This is a genomic window from Streptomyces callyspongiae, from assembly GCF_047200695.1.
GTDB lineage: Bacteria > Actinomycetota > Actinomycetes > Streptomycetales > Streptomycetaceae > Streptomyces.
This window is the reverse complement of sequence record NZ_JBJZOM010000003.1, coordinates 139,884-157,349: the sequence shown is the minus strand read 5'-3', so window position 1 is coordinate 157,349 and position 17,466 is coordinate 139,884. Positions and strand designations below refer to the sequence as shown.

Annotated in this window: 14 protein-coding genes, 1 tRNA gene and 2 pseudogenes; 10 read left to right on the top strand and 7 right to left on the bottom strand. The window is 72.3% G+C overall.

The genetic code is table 11. The features are described 5' to 3' along the window. Positions 1 to 240: 240 nt before the first annotated feature. A pseudogene (locus ACL06G_RS03725) lies at positions 241 to 414 on the top strand (IS30 family transposase); the annotation flags it as partial. Between the two features lie 20 nt (positions 415 to 434). Further along, positions 435 to 753 (top strand): annotated as a pseudogene (locus tag ACL06G_RS03720) (IS3 family transposase); the annotation flags it as partial. 244 nt (positions 754 to 997) lie between these two features. On the opposite strand, the gene ACL06G_RS03715 reads toward ACL06G_RS03720, so the two are convergent. Further along, positions 998 to 1,070 (bottom strand) — tRNA-Arg (locus ACL06G_RS03715). 456 nt (positions 1,071 to 1,526) lie between these two features. Here ACL06G_RS03715 and ACL06G_RS03710 point away from each other — a divergent pair. Beyond that, a complete protein-coding gene (locus ACL06G_RS03710; RefSeq protein ID WP_412835410.1) occupies positions 1,527 to 4,964 on the top strand; it encodes an AAA family ATPase in 3,438 nt (1,145 codons plus the stop codon). A 128-nt stretch (positions 4,965 to 5,092) separates the two neighbouring features. Here the strand turns inward: ACL06G_RS03710 and ACL06G_RS03705 are convergent, their stop codons facing one another. Next, entirely contained in the window at positions 5,093 to 5,506 is a 414-nt protein-coding gene (locus tag ACL06G_RS03705; protein ID WP_412835409.1) for an arsenate reductase ArsC, read from the bottom strand. Positions 5,507 to 5,599: 93 nt separating this feature from the next. Between ACL06G_RS03705 and ACL06G_RS03700 the strand changes: the two genes are divergently transcribed. The 3 genes from ACL06G_RS03700 to ACL06G_RS03690 are packed head-to-tail and all read left to right on the top strand — an operon-like array spanning position 5,600 to position 8,113. After that, positions 5,600 to 5,932 carry an ArsR/SmtB family transcription factor gene (locus ACL06G_RS03700; protein WP_412785480.1) on the top strand — a complete coding sequence of 111 codons (333 nt, stop codon included), beginning with the start codon at positions 5,600 to 5,602 and terminating at the stop codon, positions 5,930 to 5,932. Further along, the gene (arsB, locus tag ACL06G_RS03695) at positions 5,923 to 7,047 is read left to right on the top strand and encodes an ACR3 family arsenite efflux transporter (protein ID WP_412835446.1); all 1,125 of its coding nucleotides are present in this window, start codon (positions 5,923 to 5,925) and stop codon (positions 7,045 to 7,047) included. The genes ACL06G_RS03700 and arsB overlap by 10 nt, the downstream gene beginning before the upstream one ends. 4 nt (positions 7,048 to 7,051) lie before the next feature. Beyond that, the gene (locus tag ACL06G_RS03690; protein WP_412835408.1) at positions 7,052 to 8,113 is read left to right on the top strand and encodes an ArsO family NAD(P)H-dependent flavin-containing monooxygenase; all 1,062 of its coding nucleotides are present in this window, start codon (positions 7,052 to 7,054) and stop codon (positions 8,111 to 8,113) included. 35 nt (positions 8,114 to 8,148) lie between these two features. Here ACL06G_RS03690 and ACL06G_RS03685 read toward each other — a convergent pair whose 3' ends face one another. Continuing rightward, entirely contained in the window at positions 8,149 to 9,519 is a 1,371-nt protein-coding gene (locus ACL06G_RS03685) for an FAD-dependent oxidoreductase (protein ID WP_412835407.1), read from the bottom strand. A 163-nt stretch (positions 9,520 to 9,682) separates the two neighbouring features. Between ACL06G_RS03685 and ACL06G_RS03680 the strand changes: the two genes are divergently transcribed. After that, positions 9,683 to 10,060, top strand: a complete 378-nt coding sequence (locus ACL06G_RS03680; RefSeq protein ID WP_412835406.1) for an ArsR/SmtB family transcription factor — start codon at positions 9,683 to 9,685, stop codon at positions 10,058 to 10,060. A gap of 42 nt (positions 10,061 to 10,102) precedes the next feature. On the opposite strand, the gene ACL06G_RS03675 is transcribed toward ACL06G_RS03680, so the two are convergent. Then, positions 10,103 to 10,555 carry an SPW repeat domain-containing protein gene (locus ACL06G_RS03675; protein WP_412785453.1) on the bottom strand — a complete coding sequence of 151 codons (453 nt, stop codon included), beginning with the start codon at positions 10,553 to 10,555 and terminating at the stop codon, positions 10,103 to 10,105. 90 nt (positions 10,556 to 10,645) lie between these two features. Beyond that, entirely contained in the window at positions 10,646 to 12,517 is a 1,872-nt protein-coding gene (locus ACL06G_RS03670) for a chloride channel protein (RefSeq protein WP_412835405.1), read from the bottom strand. A 406-nt stretch (positions 12,518 to 12,923) separates the two neighbouring features. On the opposite strand from ACL06G_RS03670, the gene ACL06G_RS03665 reads away from it, so the two are divergent. Then, complete coding sequence (locus ACL06G_RS03665) at positions 12,924 to 13,478, top strand: MarR family winged helix-turn-helix transcriptional regulator (protein WP_412785451.1); 555 nt, start codon at positions 12,924 to 12,926, stop codon at positions 13,476 to 13,478. Positions 13,479 to 13,490: 12 nt separating this feature from the next. Here ACL06G_RS03665 and ACL06G_RS03660 read toward each other — a convergent pair whose 3' ends face one another. Together ACL06G_RS03660 and ACL06G_RS03655 are read right to left on the bottom strand one after the other, a co-directional pair. Next, the gene (locus tag ACL06G_RS03660) at positions 13,491 to 13,727 is read right to left on the bottom strand and encodes a hypothetical protein (RefSeq protein WP_412835404.1); all 237 of its coding nucleotides are present in this window, start codon (positions 13,725 to 13,727) and stop codon (positions 13,491 to 13,493) included. Positions 13,728 to 13,837: 110 nt separating this feature from the next. Next, positions 13,838 to 15,631 carry a glycoside hydrolase family 3 protein gene (locus tag ACL06G_RS03655; RefSeq protein ID WP_412785449.1) on the bottom strand — a complete coding sequence of 598 codons (1,794 nt, stop codon included), beginning with the start codon at positions 15,629 to 15,631 and terminating at the stop codon, positions 13,838 to 13,840. A gap of 290 nt (positions 15,632 to 15,921) precedes the next feature. Here ACL06G_RS03655 and ACL06G_RS03650 point away from each other — a divergent pair, with 290 nt between their 5' ends. Together ACL06G_RS03650 and ACL06G_RS03645 are read left to right on the top strand one after the other, a co-directional pair. Then, entirely contained in the window at positions 15,922 to 16,767 is an 846-nt protein-coding gene (locus ACL06G_RS03650) for a VanZ family protein (RefSeq protein WP_412835403.1), read from the top strand. A 130-nt stretch (positions 16,768 to 16,897) separates the two neighbouring features. Beyond that, positions 16,898 to 17,455 (top strand): hypothetical protein, encoded by a 558-nt coding sequence (locus ACL06G_RS03645; protein ID WP_412785447.1) that lies wholly within the window; start codon positions 16,898 to 16,900, stop codon positions 17,453 to 17,455. Positions 17,456 to 17,466: the final 11 nt, after the last annotated feature.

Below are 17,466 nucleotides of genomic sequence, written 5' to 3'. Positions count from 1 at the left end.
AGTGGCTGGCGCCCCCTTGGAGGTATCGATCAACTTACAGTGCGTGAGGACGCCTAGGCAACAAGGAATTGACTTACTGGCTGAAACTGACATGGGTGGCGCGAAGGCTTCGGCCCCTCGGGTAATCGCCGACAGGCTTTCGCTGGCCATAATGCACTGCAATCTGGGTGAACTGGGCGGATTCAATCGGTCGTCGCAAACACCTTGATTTCGGAGGTGTTCAAGATCGCTACGGAGGACTGGAGCAGAAAGACCGGCGATGTGCCCGAGGGGCTGCTGCGTCAGTACTTCCCGAAGGGCACCGACCTCTCCCGATGGTCCGCAGAAGACCTCGAAGCCGTCGCCCAGGCGATCAACAACCGGCCCGGAAAAGTCCTCGGTTGGCGGACGCCGGCCGAAGTCTTCGAAGAGTAGCTACGCTCGTTGCAACAGCCCGGTGTTGCAAGCACCAGTCTGAACTCGCCCAATTTCGGGCAAGGAAGTTCGTCCACGCTCTGCACCGCCACGGCCTGACCGGGTCCATGGGAAGAGTCGGCGCCGCCGGCGACTACGCCGCGATGGAGTCCTTCTTCGCTCTGCTGCAGAACAACGTCCTCGACCGCCGTCCCTGGACCACCCGGCAGGACCTCCGGACCGCGATCGTGACGTTGGATTGAGCGGACCTACCACCGGCGCCGCCGACAGCTACGGCTGGGCCGCTTGACGCCCATCGAGTACGAGACCACCACGAAGCCCGCCGCTCTCGCGGCATGAAACCCGACTGTCACCTATACGTGCAGCAGTCCCTGGCCCTGGTACTCGGGCTTGAGGGGTGCCCTCATCCTGGCTTCCAGGTGGTCGACGAGGTGCTGGTGTCGGCGGCGGGCCAGTTCGTCGTTCGAGGGCATCGTCTGCCTCCCACCCTGCGCGCACGGCCATGTGTGCCATATGCGTGCTGCGAGACCGGAGGCCCTGTCGCCCTCTCGGGCGACAGGGCCTCTGACCTGGTGTTTCTGCGTGCCCCCGGCAGGATTCGAACCTGCGACACCCGCTTTAGGAGAGCGGTGCTCTATCCCCTGAGCTACGGAGGCGGGGCGTCTGCGAAGCGTGGCAGAAAACCTCGGAGGTGTCCGGGAAGGCGCTCCGTCGAGCTGTCTGCGATCACGCTGCGTCTGCTCCTGGGAGCCTTCCGTGCACCGGGCATGGGCGTGCGTGTGCAGAGACATCCACGGCTCGATCCAGCAAAGCTCCGGGGACAGCGTAGCGGACGAGGGGCCGCGGGTATCCGATCAGGGTGCCGCCGGGGAGGAGGGGGACGTTGGCGCGGGCGCCCCGCGTTGTCCGCCGCGACGGAGGTTGCGGTCGTTCCGGTGGCAGGTTCTCCGCTCCCGGCGCAGTGCTTCCGCCGCTTCGGAACCCGGCTGCGTCCGCACCGGTGATGTCGACGCCCTGACTGTTCGGAACCGCATTGTCACTGACAGCTGTTCTCATGGGTATGGGCGCATGGCCCGGCGGCGCCGTGGAGCGCCGCGAGGGGAGGGATGAACATGAGCACCACTTCGCGCGACGAGGTCATCGCGGGCGAGCAGCGGGCGGTGGACCACGCGTACGACTGCTACGCCGCGCGGCTCGCCGAGCTGACCGGTGGGGGTGTCGCCTCGGCTTCCGCCACCGGCAAGGACGGCGTCGCCAACCGCCTCGAAGCCCGGGTGCGGGCCGCGGAATACGACGGACTCGGCAACGAGTCGCTGGTCATCGGCAGGGTCGACGTGCAGGACAGGCCGAGTGACGTTCCGGAGACCTTCTACGTCGGTCGGCGTGCGGTCTCCGACGTGACCACCCGCGACACCGTCGTCGTGCTGTGGACCAGTTCGCTGGCCAAGCAGTGGTTCGAGGCAACGCCGGAGGCGCCGCGCGATGTCGCCCTGCGGCGGCAGTTGCGCTGCACGCAGAGCACCGTCGAGGACTACCACGACGAGATCGCCCCGGTGGTGCTCGCTGAGTCCTCGGCCCCCACCGTCCCCGAACCGCGGTCCGCTGCGGAGGGCGAGGCGGCCGAGGAGGAGGCGCCTCCCGAGGGGCGAGCGGGGGAAAGGGCGGAACCGCGGGCACCGGCCGGAGCGAAGCGCCGCCCGCCGCCGACTCCCGGTGATGTGGCGCGGGCCCAGCGTCGCAAGCCGGTCCAGCCGGACGACTTCCTCCTCCGTGAACTCGAGCGTTCCCGCCGGGGCCCCATGCGGGACATCGTGGAGACCATTCGGCGCGATCAGATGAGGCTGGTCACCGAATCCCCGTCCGATGTCCTCGTGGTGCAGGGCGGCCCGGGAACCGGCAAGTCCGCCGTCGGGCTGCACCGCGTGACCTGGCTCGTCAACAACGAGCACTTCCCCGCCCAGGACATCCTCGTCATCGGGCCCCACCAGCGCTTCCTCGACCATGTGGGCCAGGTGCTGCCGACGCTCGGCACGCGCGACGTCAACGCCGTCCAGCTGAACCGCCTGTGGACCGCCGACATCACGGGCAACGACGCCCCGTCGGCCCGGCTGGTGAAGTCCGACGAGCGGATGGCTGCTGTCCTGCGGAAACGTGTCGAGAGCGATCTGCGCTCCGACGTCCTCGACGAACTCACCACCGCGCCGTCCTTCGAGGGCGACGAACCCGCCGTTGTCGTCACGGCCGGCAGCGCGACGCTGCGTCTTCCCCGGTCCGAGGTCCTCGACCTGCTCAACGAGGCCCACGGCGGCGACGGTCCCTACCGGCAGCGCCGCGAACGTTTCCGGAACCTTCTCATCGATCGCCTTCTTCGCGAACTCGCCGCTCTCGCTCCTCGCCGCGTGCAGGACGGTGCGATCCGCCGTGACCTCGAACGCAATCGCCGCGTCGAGCGGCTCATCGACCGCATCTGGCCGACGCCGGGTGCCCGTGAGGCCCTGCGGAGTCTCTACGACCAGCCCGACCTGCTCCGCCGCTGCGCCGACGGCGTGCTCAGCGACGAGGAGCAGCGCGCGCTCCACCGTCCCCGGGCCGCCACCGCCGACGCCGACCCCTGGACCCTCGAGGACCACGTCTGCCTCGAGGAGCTCCGTTTCCTCATCACCGGGGAGTCACCCCGGCGGTACGGGCACATCGTCGTCGACGAGGCGCAGGACCTGACCCCCATGCAGGCCCGGGCGTTGCGTCGGCGCTGTGCGGTCAACGGTTCGATGACGGTCCTCGGTGACCTCGCGCAAGCCACCGGCCCGCACACCCACACGAGCTGGGAGCGCCTCGGTGCGTTGCTCTCGGACCACGGCGACTGGCGGGTCTCCGAGCTGAACACCAGTTACCGCGTGCCGGCAGAGATCATGTCGTTCGTCTCGCCTCTCGCCCGTGCAGTCGCACCGGCCCTGCCCTCCCCGCATGCCGTACGCGCGGCGGGCGAGGGTGCGGTACGGACCCTGGCGACAGAACCGTGGAAGCTTCTCGACGACACCGTCACCGAAGTGACGCGTCTGGTGGGTACGGACGACGGAACGACCCTGCGCTCGGTTGCGGTCGTGGTTCCCGACGACTCCGGATGGCTCGACGAGATCCGCCACCACCTCGACGCACACACCGCGATCGCCGATGCCCGCCGTGAGTCCGTCTTCGTGCTGGCGGCCGCTCAGGCCAAGGGCATGGAGTACGACCATGTCCTCGTCGTCGAACCCGCCACGATCGCGGACCGCGGCCCGGCCGGGCTGCGTCAGCTCTACATCGCTCTCACCCGCAGCACGCAGAGCCTGACCGTGCTGCACACCTCCCCGCTCCCCGAGGCGCTGACGAGGTCCGACGAGCGCACGGAAGCGTCGCCATCCGAGCCCGAACCGAAGGCGACGGGCGGCGATGTCCCCGAGATCGGCACGGACATCCGTGTTCGGGTGGTCGCCCACACCGCAGGTGGCAACTACAGGGTCGAGGCGGTGCGGCCCGCCACCGACCGGACGCTCCTCCTGGCCGTGCGGCACGGTTCCACGCCGCCTGCCGTCGGAGCGGAGCTGGACGGCTGGGTGCTCCGCCATGCCTCCGACGTCAGCTTCGTCACGCTCGAGGAACGGGGGCGCATGCCGATCTCGTCCAGGATGGCGAGGCGTTACCTCGCGGCGGTCGGCATCGTCGACGAACTGTCCGACGGTGAGGTCCCGTCGGACAGCCGCACGCGGCTTTCCGAGCTCAAGGGCATGGCCGATCGCTGCCTGCGCCTCGACCAGCAGGACTGGCTGGACGTCTGGCGCGTGCTCGGCTCCCCGGAGAGGGACCGTCTGAGTCTGTTGCGGGATCTCGCGGCGGACACGCAGCGGGCCGTGTCCGCCGGCGCCCTGGACGGTGGCAGGTTCCGGGCCGAGCTCGAACGCAGCGGCTGGGCCGACGCCTTGGCGACTGCACGACGGACACTGCGGCAACGGCTTGCGGCGGAGCCCTCCCCGCCGGCCGGTACCGGGGACTCCGCACCCGCGCACCCACCTGCGGTGAAGGAGAGCGATCGAATGCCCGACACTGCGGCAGAGCACGACACCCCGGAAGCGCGGACGGGCAGTTCACCTCTCGAGCGGGCGCTGGAGGCCGCGGCCGCAGCCGACCGCAGGTGCAACACCCACGAACTGGTCCGCCTCGAGTTGAGGGCAGCCCTGCTCCGGTCGGACCTGCGCACCACCGAATCCGCGATCGTCGACGTCCATCGCATGGGCGAGGCGGGTCACGTCGTCTACGAGGTTCTCGGTGCAGGCGGTCGTGCCTACCCCGACCTCCGCTCGGGAGCGGTGCGCCTCCTGGAGATCAATCACACCCTGACGACGCCGGTCGAGGAGCTGTTCCTGGTCCTGCCGGAAGCACCGGAGGAGGAGTGGGCCGCCGACACCGTGCACGCCGTCTTCGGCGTGCACGTGCTGTGGCAAACCCCGAACGGGTGGGACGGGCGGCACGTGGAGGCTGCGCTGGGCTCGGCGCAGCGGTCGTTCCGCCGGTGAAGTCGCTCGGGCGCCCCTCACTGCGCTCCTGTGCCTGCGCGGGCGGCGAGGTGGCGTTCGGCGACGAGGGCGGTTCCGGGGCCGTTCGGCTCCGGAACCGATGATGATCACGTCACGGATGTCGCCGTCTACTTCGCGGCGTCCGGGGTGATCTCGGCGAGAAGTTCCTCCACTCGGGCTTTGATCTCGTCGCGGATGGGGCGCACGGCCTCGACGCCCCGGCCCGCGGGGTCGTCCAGCGTCCAGTCGAGGTAGCGCTTTCCGGGGAAGACGGGGCAGGCGTCGCCGCAGCCCATGGTGATGCAGACGTCGGAGGCCCGGACGGCGTCCACGGTCAGCACCTTCGGGGACGCCGCGGTGAGGTCGATGCCGACTTCGCGCATGGCCTCCACTGCGGCCGGGTTGACCTGGTCGGCGGGTGCGGAGCCGGCGGAGCGGACCTCGACGCGGTCGCCCGCGAGGTGCGTGAGCCAGGCTGCGGCCATCTGGGAGCGGCCTGCGTTGTGCACGCAGACGAACAGGACGGAGGGCTTCTCGGCCATCGGGGGTCTCTCTCGATCGGGTTGCGCGCGCTGCCAGTTGGCATCAGCGGAGGCTGGCGTCAGCGACTGCTGATGTGACAGTATCAGTCCATGATGACGTCAGCCAAGACTGAGCTGAGCGCGACGGAGATCGACCTGATCCGGGTGCTCGCGGACCCGCTCCGGTTCCGGATCGTGCAGCTTCTGGCCCACGAGACGCTCTGCACCACGCACCTCGTCGAGGAGACGGGCGCGCGGCAGACCAACCTCTCCAACCACCTGCGGGTGCTCCGGGAGGCCGAGGTGGTGGAGACCGAGCCGTGCGGCCGCTTCACGTACTACAAGCTCCGGCCCGACGTGATCGAGAGACTGGCCGCCTCGCTCGGCGAGTTGGCCGGGACCGCCCGCAACACCCTCGCCGCCGACACGAAAAGGACCTGTCCGTGACCAGCACCGACTCCGCTGCCACCACGCCTGCGCCGCCGGACACCGGCGGCGCAGGCGTGGTGGGCCGGCTCTCCACCCTGGATCGCTTCCTGGCCGTGTGGATCCTCGCCGCCATGGCCCTCGGTCTCGGGCTGGGACGCCTGATCCCCGGCCTGAACGATGTCCTCTCCGCAGTGGAGGTCGGCGGCATCTCGCTGCCCATCGCCCTCGGCCTGCTGGTCATGATGTATCCGGTCCTGGCCAAGGTCCGCTACGACAGGCTCGACGCGGTCACCGGCGACCGGCGGCTGATGGTCTCCTCGCTGGTCGTCAACTGGGTCCTCGGCCCGGCGGTCATGTTCGCGCTGGCGTGGCTCTTCCTGCCGGACCTGCCCGAGTACCGCACGGGTCTGATCGTCGTCGGCCTCGCCCGCTGCATCGCCATGGTGATCATCTGGAACGACCTGGCGTGCGGGGACCGGGAGGCCGCCGCCGTCCTGGTCGCGCTCAACTCCGTCTTCCAGGTCCTCGCCTTCGGCCTCCTGGGCTGGCTCTACCTCGATCTGCTGCCCGGCTGGCTCGGTCTCGGCGAGGGCGAGCGGCTCGACATCTCGATGGGGGAGATCGCGTTCAACGTCGTCGTCTTCCTGGGCATCCCGCTGCTCGCCGGGTTCCTCACCCGCCGCATCGGGGAGAAGAGGGCCGGGCGCGACGCGTACGAGAACCGGTTCCTGCCGAGGATCGGCCCCCTCGCGCTCTACGGGCTGCTGTTCACCATCGTCGTCCTCTTCGCCCTGCAGGGGGACACGATCACCTCGCAGCCGCTCGACGTCGCCCGCATCGCGGTGCCGCTGCTCGTCTACTTCGCCCTGATGTGGTTCGGCACCTTCGCGCTCGGCAAGGGCCTCGGCCTGGGCTACGACCGCACCGCGACGCTCGCCTTCACCGCCGCCGGAAACAACTTCGAACTCGCCATCGCCGTCGCCATCGCCACCTTCGGCGTCACCTCCGGCCAGGCGCTGTCCGGCGTCGTCGGGCCCCTGATCGAGGTTCCGGTCCTGGTGGCGCTGGTCTACGTCTCCCTGGCCTGGCGCCGCAGGTTCACCGCTCCGGCGCCGGTCGCCGCGGGCAGGTGACGGGGTGACGGAACGGACGGACGTGGTGGTGGTCGGCGGCGGCCAGGCTGGGCTCGCGGCCGGCTACCACCTGCGCCGCCGGAAGCTGGACTGCGTCGTCCTCGACGCCTGTTCCACGCCCGGCGGTGCGTGGCAGCAGGCCTGGGACTCCCTGCGCCTGTTCTCCCCGGCCGCGTACTCCTCGCTGCCCGGCCGCCTCATGCCGCCCCGGCCCGGCGCCACGTACCCCGACGCCGAGCACGTGGTCGAGTACCTCGCCGACTACGAGAAGCGCTACGCCCTCCCCGTGCGGCGCGGCACCCGGGTCCACGCCGTGCGCCGCGACGGCCCCCGGCTTCGGACCGAGACCGACACCGGGACGTGGCAGTCCCGCGCCGTCATCAGCGCCACCGGCACCTGGTGGCGTCCCTTCCTCCCCGCCGTCCCGGGCGCCGCCGCCTTCCGGGGCAGGCAGGTGCACACCGTCGACTACCGCAGGCCCGAGGAGTTCGACGGGCACCGCGTCCTGGTCGTCGGAGGCGGCAACTCCGGTGCGCAGATCGCCGCCGACCTGGCCGTGCACGAGGGCGTCACCCTCACCTGGGGCACCCGCCGTGCGCCGCGCTACCTCCCCGACGACATCGACGGACGGGTCCTGTTCGACGTTGCCACCGCCCGCCGCCGAGCGCTGGAGACGGGCGAGGCCGACACCGGCGGAGTCGCCTCGCTCGGCGACATCGTGGCCGTGCCACCCGTACGTGAGGCCCGCGACCGCGGACTGCTCGGCGCCCGCCCGATGTTCGACCGGCTCACCGAGGACGGCGTGGCGTGGCAGGACGGCACCCGCCTCGCGGTCGACGCGATCGTCTGGTGCACGGGCTTCCGTCCCGCACTCGCCCACCTCGCCCCGCTCGGTGTGCGCGGGCCGCGCGGCCGCATCGCCACCGACGGCACGCGTTCCCTCGCCGAACCGCGGCTGCACCTGCTCGGCTACGGCGACTGGACCGGCCCGGCGTCCGCCACCCTGATCGGGGTCGGCCGCCCCGCCCGCGAGACCGCCGCCGAAATCGCCGCCCGCCTGCGCTGAGCAGCGGGAGGTGCGGGCCCGCGCGCCTCCCGGGCTCACCCGCCGCAGCAGCCGCCTGCCGCCGAGCCTGCCGCCTCGGCAGCCTTGCCGGAGGTGTCCGGGGAGGTGCCGGGGAGTCCGGAGCCCTTGCACACGCCCGTCTCCGGGAGGGCCAGTTCGACGTGTGCGGCGGCCTCGTGGTCGCCGGCGAGGGCGGCCGCGACGGAGCGGACCTGCTCGTAGCCCGTGAGCGCGAGGAAGGTGGGGGCGCGGCCGTAGCTCTTCATGCCGGCCAGGTAGAAGCCCTGCTCCGGGTGGGACAGCTCCTCGGCCCCGTGCGGCTGGACCGTGCCGCAGGAGTGCTGGTTCGGGTCGATCAGCGGCGCCAGCCGCACCGGTGCCTGAAGGCGTTCGTCCAGCCCGAGGCGCAGTTCGGAGAGGAACGACAGGTCCGGGCGGAAGCCGGTGAGGGCGATGATCTCGTCGACGGGCTCCAGGCGGCGGCCGTCCTCGCTCGTCAGGACCAGGCGTCCGTCGGCGTCCTCGTCGACGGCGGCGGTGCGGAAACCGGTGACGGCAGTGGCGTGGCCCGCCTCCACGGCGGCCTTGGCGCGCAGGCCCAGCGCGCCGCGTTCGGGGAGCTGGTCGGCCTCGCCCCCGCCGAAGGTGTCGGTGCCGATACCGCGGCGCAGTACCCACACGGCGTGGGGCCTCCCCCGGCCCGAGGGGCCGGCGGGAATCGTGCCGGATGCCTCCTCCGCCGGTTCGGCGAGCAGGGCGAGGGCGGTGAAGGCGGAGGCGCCGGAGCCGAGGACGGCGACGCGCTTCCCGGCGTAGCGTGCCCGGACCTCCGGCGCCCGCAGGTTCGGGACGCGGTAGGTGATGCGGTCCTGTGCGGCCCGCTCTCCCAGGGCGGGGAGTCCGTCCGCGCCGAGCGGGTTCGGCGTGGTCCAGGTGCCGGAGGCGTCGATCACGGACCGCGCCGTCAGACGTGCCTCGTCGCCGCCGGTGGTGCGCAGGTGCAGGGTGAACGGCTGGGCCTCGCGGTCGGCGTCCACCACGCGGTCGCGGCCCGCCCGGGACACCCCGGTGACCCGCACGCCCAGGCGTACCCGGTCGCCCAGGACGTCGGCCAGCGGCTGCAGGTACTGCTCGGCCCAGTCGCCGCCCGTCGGGCAGGAGGTCCCTTCGGGGCGGACCCAGCCGGTCGGCGCGAGCAGCTTCTCCGCGGCCGGATCCGTGACCTCCGACCAGGGCGAGAACAGCCGTACGTGGGCCCACTCGCGCACGGTCGCCGCCGGCCGGTCGCCGGCCTCCAGGACGAGCGGTTCGATGCCGCGCTCCAGCAGACGGGCGGCGGCGGCCAGCCCGACGGGCCCGGCTCCGATCACGACGACGGGCAGCTCGCCGGTGGCGGTCGCGTTCATGACGACTCCTCGCTGGTTCGATTCATGTCGATATCGAGTCTGCCGCCAGCATGGCACCTGATTCGATGAAGTTCAACATAGACTTTCGTCGAAACAGGAGTCCCGCGCTTCTTCTGCGCCCCTCTCCTGTTCCTCGTGTTTCGACATGTGTCAAAATTGAGGCATGGTGGAATCGACGGACCTGCGGATCGTGGAGGCGGAGGTCGCTCCGTGCTGCCCGCCGCTCACCGAACGCCCCTTCACACCGGAGGAGGCGGAACAGTCCGCTCCGCTGTTCAAGGCCCTCGGTGACCCCGTACGTCTGCGGCTGTTCTCCGCGATCGCCTCCCACGAGGGCGGCGAAGCCTGCGTGTGCGACATCTCGGATGTCGGCGTCTCGCAGCCCACCGTCTCCCACCACCTCAGGAAACTCAGGGAAGCCGGCCTGCTCGCTTCCGAGCGGCGCGGCACCTGGGTCTACTACCGCGTCGAGCCCTCGGTCGTGGCGGCGATGACCCGGCTCCTCGGTCCGTCCGCCGTCTCCGGGCCCTTCGCCGGGTGAAGCGCCGGGCGCGGGCGTCCGCGTGCCGACCGCGCGCTGCCGTCAGGGCGAGCGGTCCAGCCTGCGGGCGCTGAGGGTCCACAGGAGGCCGAGGGCGCCGAGGAGGAGCAGGACGGCTCCCGTCCCCCATTCGAGCTCGGGGGCTCGTTGGGCCTTGTTGGGCCGGTCGCCGTAGTCCCAGATGAACGGCGAGACGATCAGCCACGCGCCGAGCAGCATGGTGGCCACCGAGGCGAACCGCTGCTGCAGGGGCCGGAAGAAGCGGGCGAGGGCGAAGAAGACCAGCAGGACGCCCACCACGGATTCGTTGAGATAGGCGTCGCCGCCCGCGGCGGAGGAGTCGGCGTAGCCGAGTGCCCATGCGCCGAGGAACAGCCAGGCGGCCATCAGCCCGGTGAACAGGGCGGTGGCCTGGTCGTGGACGGCGAGGCGGTCGCGTCGCCGCATCGGCTCGAAGCCGCTGCCTGCCGGGAGAGGGCGGTGTGCGGTGGCCATGTCGGCTCCTTCCCCGGGGCGTGCTGCGCGTACGGGCGGAAGGCCGGGTGACCCGGGAGACGTGGCCCGAAACGGTCTGCGGTCGTGCCGCTAGCGTGTGGGGGCCGCTTCGTGCCCGGCAGCGGAGGAGGCGGCGTCCTGGGCGGCGTCCGGGGTGTCGCGCGCCGGCTCCGGAGAACCGGCGGGGCGCGCGGTGCGGCGCCGGCGGCGGAGGCGGAGCACCCGCTCGGCGTGGTGCTCCTCGTGCAGGTCGACGCGGCGGGCCTCCAGCAGGTGCCGGAGCGTCAGCACGCCCAGGGCCTGCGGCCGCGGGCCGCGGTCGACGACCAGGACGCGCGTCACGCTCTCCGCCGCCATCCGGTGGGCGGCGCCGCGGAGCGTCTCGTCGGGGTGGACCGTGACGGGAGTGCGGGCGAGGTCGCCGAGGAGGCGGGTGTCGTCCGGGCGGCCGTGCACCAGTTCGGCGCGGGTGACGACGCCGGTGAGCGTGCCCTCGGCGGAGAGGACCGGGTAGAGCCGCTGCGACAGCAGGCCCTCCGGATCGGCCTTTTCGTGGGCCTCGCGCAGCAGGGCGGTGGCCGCGCCGGCGGTCTGTTCCGCACGGAGCACGAGGGGCATGGGCGCCTGCACCTGCTGCACGAGGTGCACTTCGAGGGGGTCGACGGAGTACTCGCGGCTCAGGTGCAGGCCGCGGCGGGCGAGCTTCTCGGTCAGGACCGAGCGCTTGAGCAGCACCACGGACAGCAGGTACGCGGTGGCCGACGTGAGGGCCATGGGCAGGAGCGCGTTGACCTCCTGCGTGAGCTCCAGGCAGAACACGATGCCGGTCAGCGGGCACCGCATCACGCCGCCGAGGACGCCGGCGAGGGAGGCGACCGCCCAGAAGCCGGGGGCCACCTCGGGGAAGACCAGGCCCTCGGCGGCACCGAGGGAGGCGCCGATCATGAGCAGCGGGGCGAGGACGCCTCCCGAGGTCCCCGAGCCGAGCGCCAGTCCCCAGATGAGCGTCTTGACCAGCAGAATGCCGAGGATCAGGTGCATCCCGGCCCGGCCCGCGAGGAGCTGGGCGATGACGTCGTAGCCGATGCCGAGGGCGCGGGGCTCGACGAGGCCGCCGAGGCCGATCACGAGGCCGCCGAGGGCCGGCCACCACATCCAGTGGAAGCGGAGGCGGGAGAAGAGGTCCTCGGAGAAGTAGACGAGGCGGGTGGCGGCGACGGCGAGTAGGCCGGCCGCGATGCCCGCGACGACGCACAGGCCGTACGCGGTGGGGGAGAGCCGTTCGGGGACGTCCGGGCCGGGGAAGAGGGGGCCGGTGCCGAGGAACGGGCCGCGTACGAGGGTGGCGACCAGTACCGAGACGCATACGGGCAGGAAGGAGCGGGGGCGCCACTCGAACAGCAGGAGTTCGACGGCGAGGACGATCGAGGCGAGCGGTGCGTCGAAGGTGGCGGCCATGCCCGCGGCGGAACCCGCTACCAGCAGCGTCTTGCGCTCGTCGGTGGTGATCCGCAGGAACTGGGCGAGGAGGGAGCCGAGGGCGCCGCCGGTCATGATGATCGGGCCCTCGGCGCCGAACGGGCCGCCGGAGCCGATCGAGACGGCCGCGGAGGTGGGCTTGAGGAGCGCGAGGCGGGGCTGGACGCGGCTCCCGCCGACGAGGATGGCCTCCAGCGCCTCGGGCATGCCGTGGCCGCGGATCTTCTCCGAGCCGAAGCGGGCCATGAGGCCGACGACGAGCCCGCCGACGACGGGCATGGTGAGGATCAGCCAGGGGCTGGAGGTGCTCGCGGGGTCGGTCGGTTCGGTGCCGAGGGTGCCGTGGAAGAACAGGTTGGTGGAGAGCGCGATGAGGTGGAGCAGGCCGACCGCGGCGAGGGCGGCCGCCGCGCCGACGGGGACGGCCAGTGCGCAGATCGCCATCATGCGCGGGGGGATCTGGAAGTCGCCGAGTTGTGGCACGCTCGGTGTTCCCCTTCCGCCGTGGTCACCTCGGCGTTCCGGCCGCGGGCTGCGGTCGGGTCCGAGCGGTGTCCGGGCAGCGGCGGACGGGGGCACGTGAACCTCCGGTTCGTCTCGTCGTGCGGCGTCCGGCCCGTCGGCGGGTCGTGGCGCCGCGGTGATCCGGGCGCGGACGGCGGCACGCGGCCGGGACGATTCCCGGAGCCGGTTCCCGGCCCCGCACGGTGCGCGGTCGAGGGCGTGCCGTGATGTGTGCGCTTGTTGTCGCGGGCTGCTGTGCCGTGCGACGGGACTGGACGCGCCTCCTCGGCGTCGTCGTGCCGGTAGCACTCCACCGTATCATTGCAGCCTGCAAAAATTACTTAGGATAGGTAATTGGAAGGTATAGGAAGGATCAAGAGGCGTCGTGGGGAACGAGGTGCGTGACGTCCGGGGCCGGCTGCGGGACACGCAGGAGGACGGCACAGGAGCGGAGGACGTCACCCTCGCGGTGATGACGGCGGCGCAAGTGCTCAGCGACGTCTCGGGGCGAGCCCTCGCACGCGTCGACGACACGCTCACGTTCGCCCAGCTGCGCGTTCTGGTGGTGCTGGCGAACGACGGGGCGCAGAAGCTGACCTCCGTGGCCTCGACCCTGGGGGTCAATCCCTCCACCACGATGCGCACGGTCGACAAACTGGCGGACGCCGGGACCGTCGAGCGGCGCCGCAACCCCGCCAGCCGCCGCGAGGTGATCGTGGAACTCACCGAGCGGGGCCGGGAACTGGTGGGGGCGGTCATGGCGCACCGACGGGCCGAGGTCGCCGGTCTGCTGGCGGGGCTGACCGAGGAGCAGCGGGACGGGCTGGTCGCGGCGCTGCGCGCCTTCACCGCCGCGGGTGCGGTGCCGGGCGACGAGGCCGCCGCAGCGCTGGGGCGCACGGGCGGCCCCCGGGAGGCGGCGGGCGTCGCGGCGCCCTGAGCCGGCGGGCCGTCAGTGCGGTGCGCCGACCGGCCCGCCGCAGCGGGGGCAGACGGTCGGCGGCGCGGCATCGGCGAGCCGGCCGCACGCGGGGCACACCCGGTCCAGCAGGCAGGCGGGTTCGCCGCCCTCCTCCGCCGCGGGCGCCCCGGCGGGGTTCGGGACTTCCGGGCCGCCGCGCGTCCTCGGCCCCAGCGACGGCGACGGCGACGCTGACGGGGCGGGTGCGGGGTGTTCGTCGGCGGCCATGGACGCATTGTCGCCCGCCGCGGCCCCGTCGTCAGGACCCCGGCGCGGAACGCCGCCGGCCCGCACCCTCCCTCGCGGGGGTGCGGGCCGGCGTCCGGTGCCTGCCGGGATCAGTAGCTCAGGCCGTGGCCGAAGGGGTAGAGGTCCTGCTCGGGGGATTCGAGGACCGGAACGGCGACCGGCAGCCGTCCTCCCGGGGAGACCTTCCCGAACAGCGTGCGGGCCACCGACTCCAGCGACGGGGTGCCGTAGGAGTACGTCGCCAGGTAGGCATCGACGTCCGGGTAGCGCTGGATGTCGTACGGGTTCCTCACCGCCACGACGACGACCGGCGTGCCGGTGCCGCGCAGCGCCTCCACCAGCTGCGCCTGGGCGACGCCGCCCTCGCTGTAGGCGGCGGCCGCGTTGGCGGTCACCACGACCAGGTCGGAGTCCTGCGCCGCGGACACCGCTTCGGCGATGACCGCGTCCGACGGGCGGGAGCCGGTGTGCAGGGCGGTGGCCGTCTGGCCCTCGTGGGAGGACACGGCGTCGGCGAGGCCGGCGGTCGTCGAGACGCCCCAGCCCGCGACGAGCACCGAACGAGTGGTGCCGGTGGAGAGCGGCAGGACACCCTCGTTGCGCACCAGGGTGACCGTGCGGTCGGTGATCTCGCGGGCCCGGGCGAGGTGGCGGGGCCGACCGACGACCGCCTCGGCGCGGTCCGGGCTGACGTAGGGGTTGCCGAAGAGGCCGCGGCGCAGCTTGTGCAGCAGCACCCGCCGCAGCGAGGCGTCGATGCGCTCCTCGGTGATCTCGCCGGACCGTACGGCCTCGAGCACGGCCCGACGGGCCACGTCGGTCTGCGGTGCCAGCACCAGCTGGTCGCACCCGGCCTGGAGCGCCCTCACGGGGGCCACGTCGGGCGGGAACTCGTCGGAGGCGCCGCGCATGTCGAGAGCGTCGGTGACGACCAGGCCGTCGAAGCCGAGCTCCTCACGGAGCAGGCCGGTGACGATCGGGTGCGACATGGTCGCCGGGACCCCGCTGGAGTCCAGCGCGGGCACCACGATGTGGGCGGTCATGATGGTGTCGACACCGCGCCGGATCGCCGCGCGGAACGGCGGCAGGTCGATGCGGTCGAGTTCCGCCCGGGAGTGGTTGATGACGGGCAGTCCGTAGTGCGAGTCGGTGTCGGTGTCGCCGTGGCCGGGGAAGTGCTTGGCGGCGCTGGCGACGTCCCCGCGGTGGTAGCCGCGGACACCGGCTCCGACCATCTCGGCGCACAGACCGGGGTCGGAGCCGAAGGAGCGGACACCGATGACCGGGTTCGCCGGGTTGATGTTGACGTCGGCGACCGGCGCGTAGTTCTGGTTGATGCCGACGGCGGCGAGCTCGGTGCCGATGATGCGGGCCGAGTCCAGCGCGTCGCGGGACGAACGCGTCGCGGCCAGGGCCATGTTGCCGGGCAACATCGTCGCCGGGTCGGTGAGGCGGTAGACGACGCTGCCGCCTTCCTGGTCCACGGAGATGATCAGGGGGACCCGGCTGGCCTGCTGCAGACCGTTCGACAGCCCGGCGATCTGGCGCGGGTCGTGCACGTTGTCCGGGCCCCGCCGGTCGTCGAAGTAGATGACGCCGCCGGGACGGTAGGCCCGGACGACCTCCGCCGGAGTGTCGTAGCCGTAGAGCTGCTGGTTCATCGGGTGCGCGGTGTCCGCGGTGCGGCCGTACACCTCGATGACGAAGAGCTGGCCGATCTTCTCCTCGAGCGACATGCCGTGGGCGAGGCGCTGTGCCCGGCGCCGGAGAGTGTCCTCGGCCCGGCTGTCGTGGGGCGCGGCAACGGCCTTCTGGGCGAGGCCGAAGGTGGCCAGGGCGCCGGCGGCGCCCATCAGTGTCTGTCTGCGGGAGGGCTGCTGCATCGGGATCGGAACGCTCCTCACGTGGGCGGCTGTTGGCGTCCGGTCAGGTCTTCCCGCACGGTGCGGCGCCGGGAACCCGGGGAGGGTGCGGTGCTGCGCCCGGGGGCCGGGCCGGTGCGGGGAGGCGACTGGCGAGGACGGCACATCGTTGCAGCGGCGGTGGTGCGCGGACCAGACGCCGCGCTCACCTTTAGTGGTCCATACCGGTGACGGTGCGAAAGTGGAATGCGCGCTTCGGGCGGGGGTATGGGGGAGGCCAACGACCCGGAGAGGACTGGGGGTGTCGGAACGTGGACGCGTTCCTTTCCCGCATCACACGCGCGGTGCGGCGAGACGGCGGAGCGGACGGCGGGAAGGGCGGGGGGAAGGGCGGCTCGGGTGTGAAGTCCCGGCGGAGCAGCTGGATCGGTGGAGCGAAGTCCGGCGGGTGGAGCGGCCGCGCCGGGTCCGGTGGAGGGTCCGGCCGCAAGAGCGGCGGCACGTCCGGCGGCAAGAACGGTGGCAGGTCGGGCAGCAAGTCCGGTGGCTGGTCCGGGGCGTCGGCGAAGACCGGCACGCGCCCGAAGAGCCGCCCGAAGGCAACCTCCGGGTCCAAGCGCTCCGGTACCCGCGGTACCGCCCCCGCCGGAGCGTCCGCCGCGCGGAAGGGCCCGTCGCCGGTACTGCGGGTGTTCTCCATGCTGCTCGCGTTCGGAGCGATGGTGGGCTTCGCCGTGGTGCTGTCCCGGCTGACGCTGGAGCCCTCGCAGGCCTCGGAGGCGATCGCCCACACCAACCTCGAACCCGGCGCCTCGATCCGGGCATACCTCTCGCAACCCGCTTTCCGTGACACCGTCAAGCAGCTCGGCGGCAACATCGTGCTCGGCGTGCCCTTCGGCGTCCTGCTGCCCGTGCTGCTCCCGCGCGCCCGGGGCCTGCTGCGGGTGACGGGCGCGACCGCGGTCGTCATGCTGCTCGTCGAACTGGTCCAGGGTGCCTTGATCACCGGTCGCGCCTTCGACATCGACGACGTCATCCTCAACTCCTCCGGCGCCCTCCTCGGCTACCTGCTGCTCGGCCGGATGCTGGGACGAGCGGTGCATCCGCCGCGGCGACGCTGGTGGGAACGGTGGATGGGCGGGCCCGTGGCCGGCTGAGACCCGAGCGGGCGGCCGAAAGGGGAAGCGGCGCTCCGGCAAAAGGCTTCGGTCAAGTCCGTGTACACCGGCACGAAAGGGACTTAGCATGGCGAACGCCGCGCCGGTCGCATCGCAGACGGGAGACGCCATGATCCCGACCGCAGGCCCACCCCACTCCCCTCCACCGCCCCGTGGCACCGCGCGGCGGGGCCCCTCCACCGTGGTGGCCGCCGCTGCCGCGCTCTGCGCGCTGCTCCTCGGCCTCACCGCCTGCGGCGGAGCCGCAGGACCCTCGGGCGCCGCGCCCCCGCAGGACGTGGCCTCCTGGACGCACGACGAACCGTCCGGGGCGCGCGCCGTCGACCGCCAGGCCGACGCGCAGCGGGACGCGGTCACCGAGGCTGCCCGTGCTGCCGTCGCCGACTCCGCGCGGCAGGCGGCCGCGGAACGCGCCGCCGCAGCGGCTGCGGAGCGGAGCGGAGAATCGTCCGGCCGGTGCACGACCCGCCCCGAGGACCGGGCCGCCTGCACCATGCCCGAAGGCGCCCGGATCACGCCCGACGGCGGCGACATCGACGGCGACGGGGTCTTCGAGGACGACGAGCCGGTGGGTCCCGGCTACAAGGATCCGCGGGCCTACGACGGCGGCCCGACGTCCGGCGAGGTCCAGTGCCAGTGGGCCCGCGAGCACGGCCTCGACTGCTGAAGCACCCGGGC

Bases quoted from the DNA above. Each gene is read 5' to 3' on its own strand.
- ACL06G_RS03710 (WP_412835410.1), top strand. From the start codon at position 1,527: ATGAGCACCACTTCGCGCGACGAGGTCATCGCGGGCGAGCAGCGGGCG.
- ACL06G_RS03655 (WP_412785449.1), bottom strand. From the start codon at position 15,631: ATGCAGCAGCCCTCCCGCAGACAGACACTGATGGGCGCCGCCGGCGCC.
- ACL06G_RS03660 (WP_412835404.1), bottom strand. From the start codon at position 13,727: ATGGCCGCCGACGAACACCCCGCACCCGCCCCGTCAGCGTCGCCGTCG.
- ACL06G_RS03645 (WP_412785447.1), top strand. From the start codon at position 16,898: ATGATCCCGACCGCAGGCCCACCCCACTCCCCTCCACCGCCCCGTGGC.
- ACL06G_RS03675 (WP_412785453.1), bottom strand. From the start codon at position 10,555: ATGGCCACCGCACACCGCCCTCTCCCGGCAGGCAGCGGCTTCGAGCCG.
- ACL06G_RS03685 (WP_412835407.1), bottom strand. From the start codon at position 9,519: ATGAACGCGACCGCCACCGGCGAGCTGCCCGTCGTCGTGATCGGAGCC.
- ACL06G_RS03680 (WP_412835406.1), top strand. From the start codon at position 9,683: ATGGTGGAATCGACGGACCTGCGGATCGTGGAGGCGGAGGTCGCTCCG.
- ACL06G_RS03705 (WP_412835409.1), bottom strand. From the start codon at position 5,506: ATGGCCGAGAAGCCCTCCGTCCTGTTCGTCTGCGTGCACAACGCAGGC.
- ACL06G_RS03700 (WP_412785480.1), top strand. From the start codon at position 5,600: ATGACGTCAGCCAAGACTGAGCTGAGCGCGACGGAGATCGACCTGATC.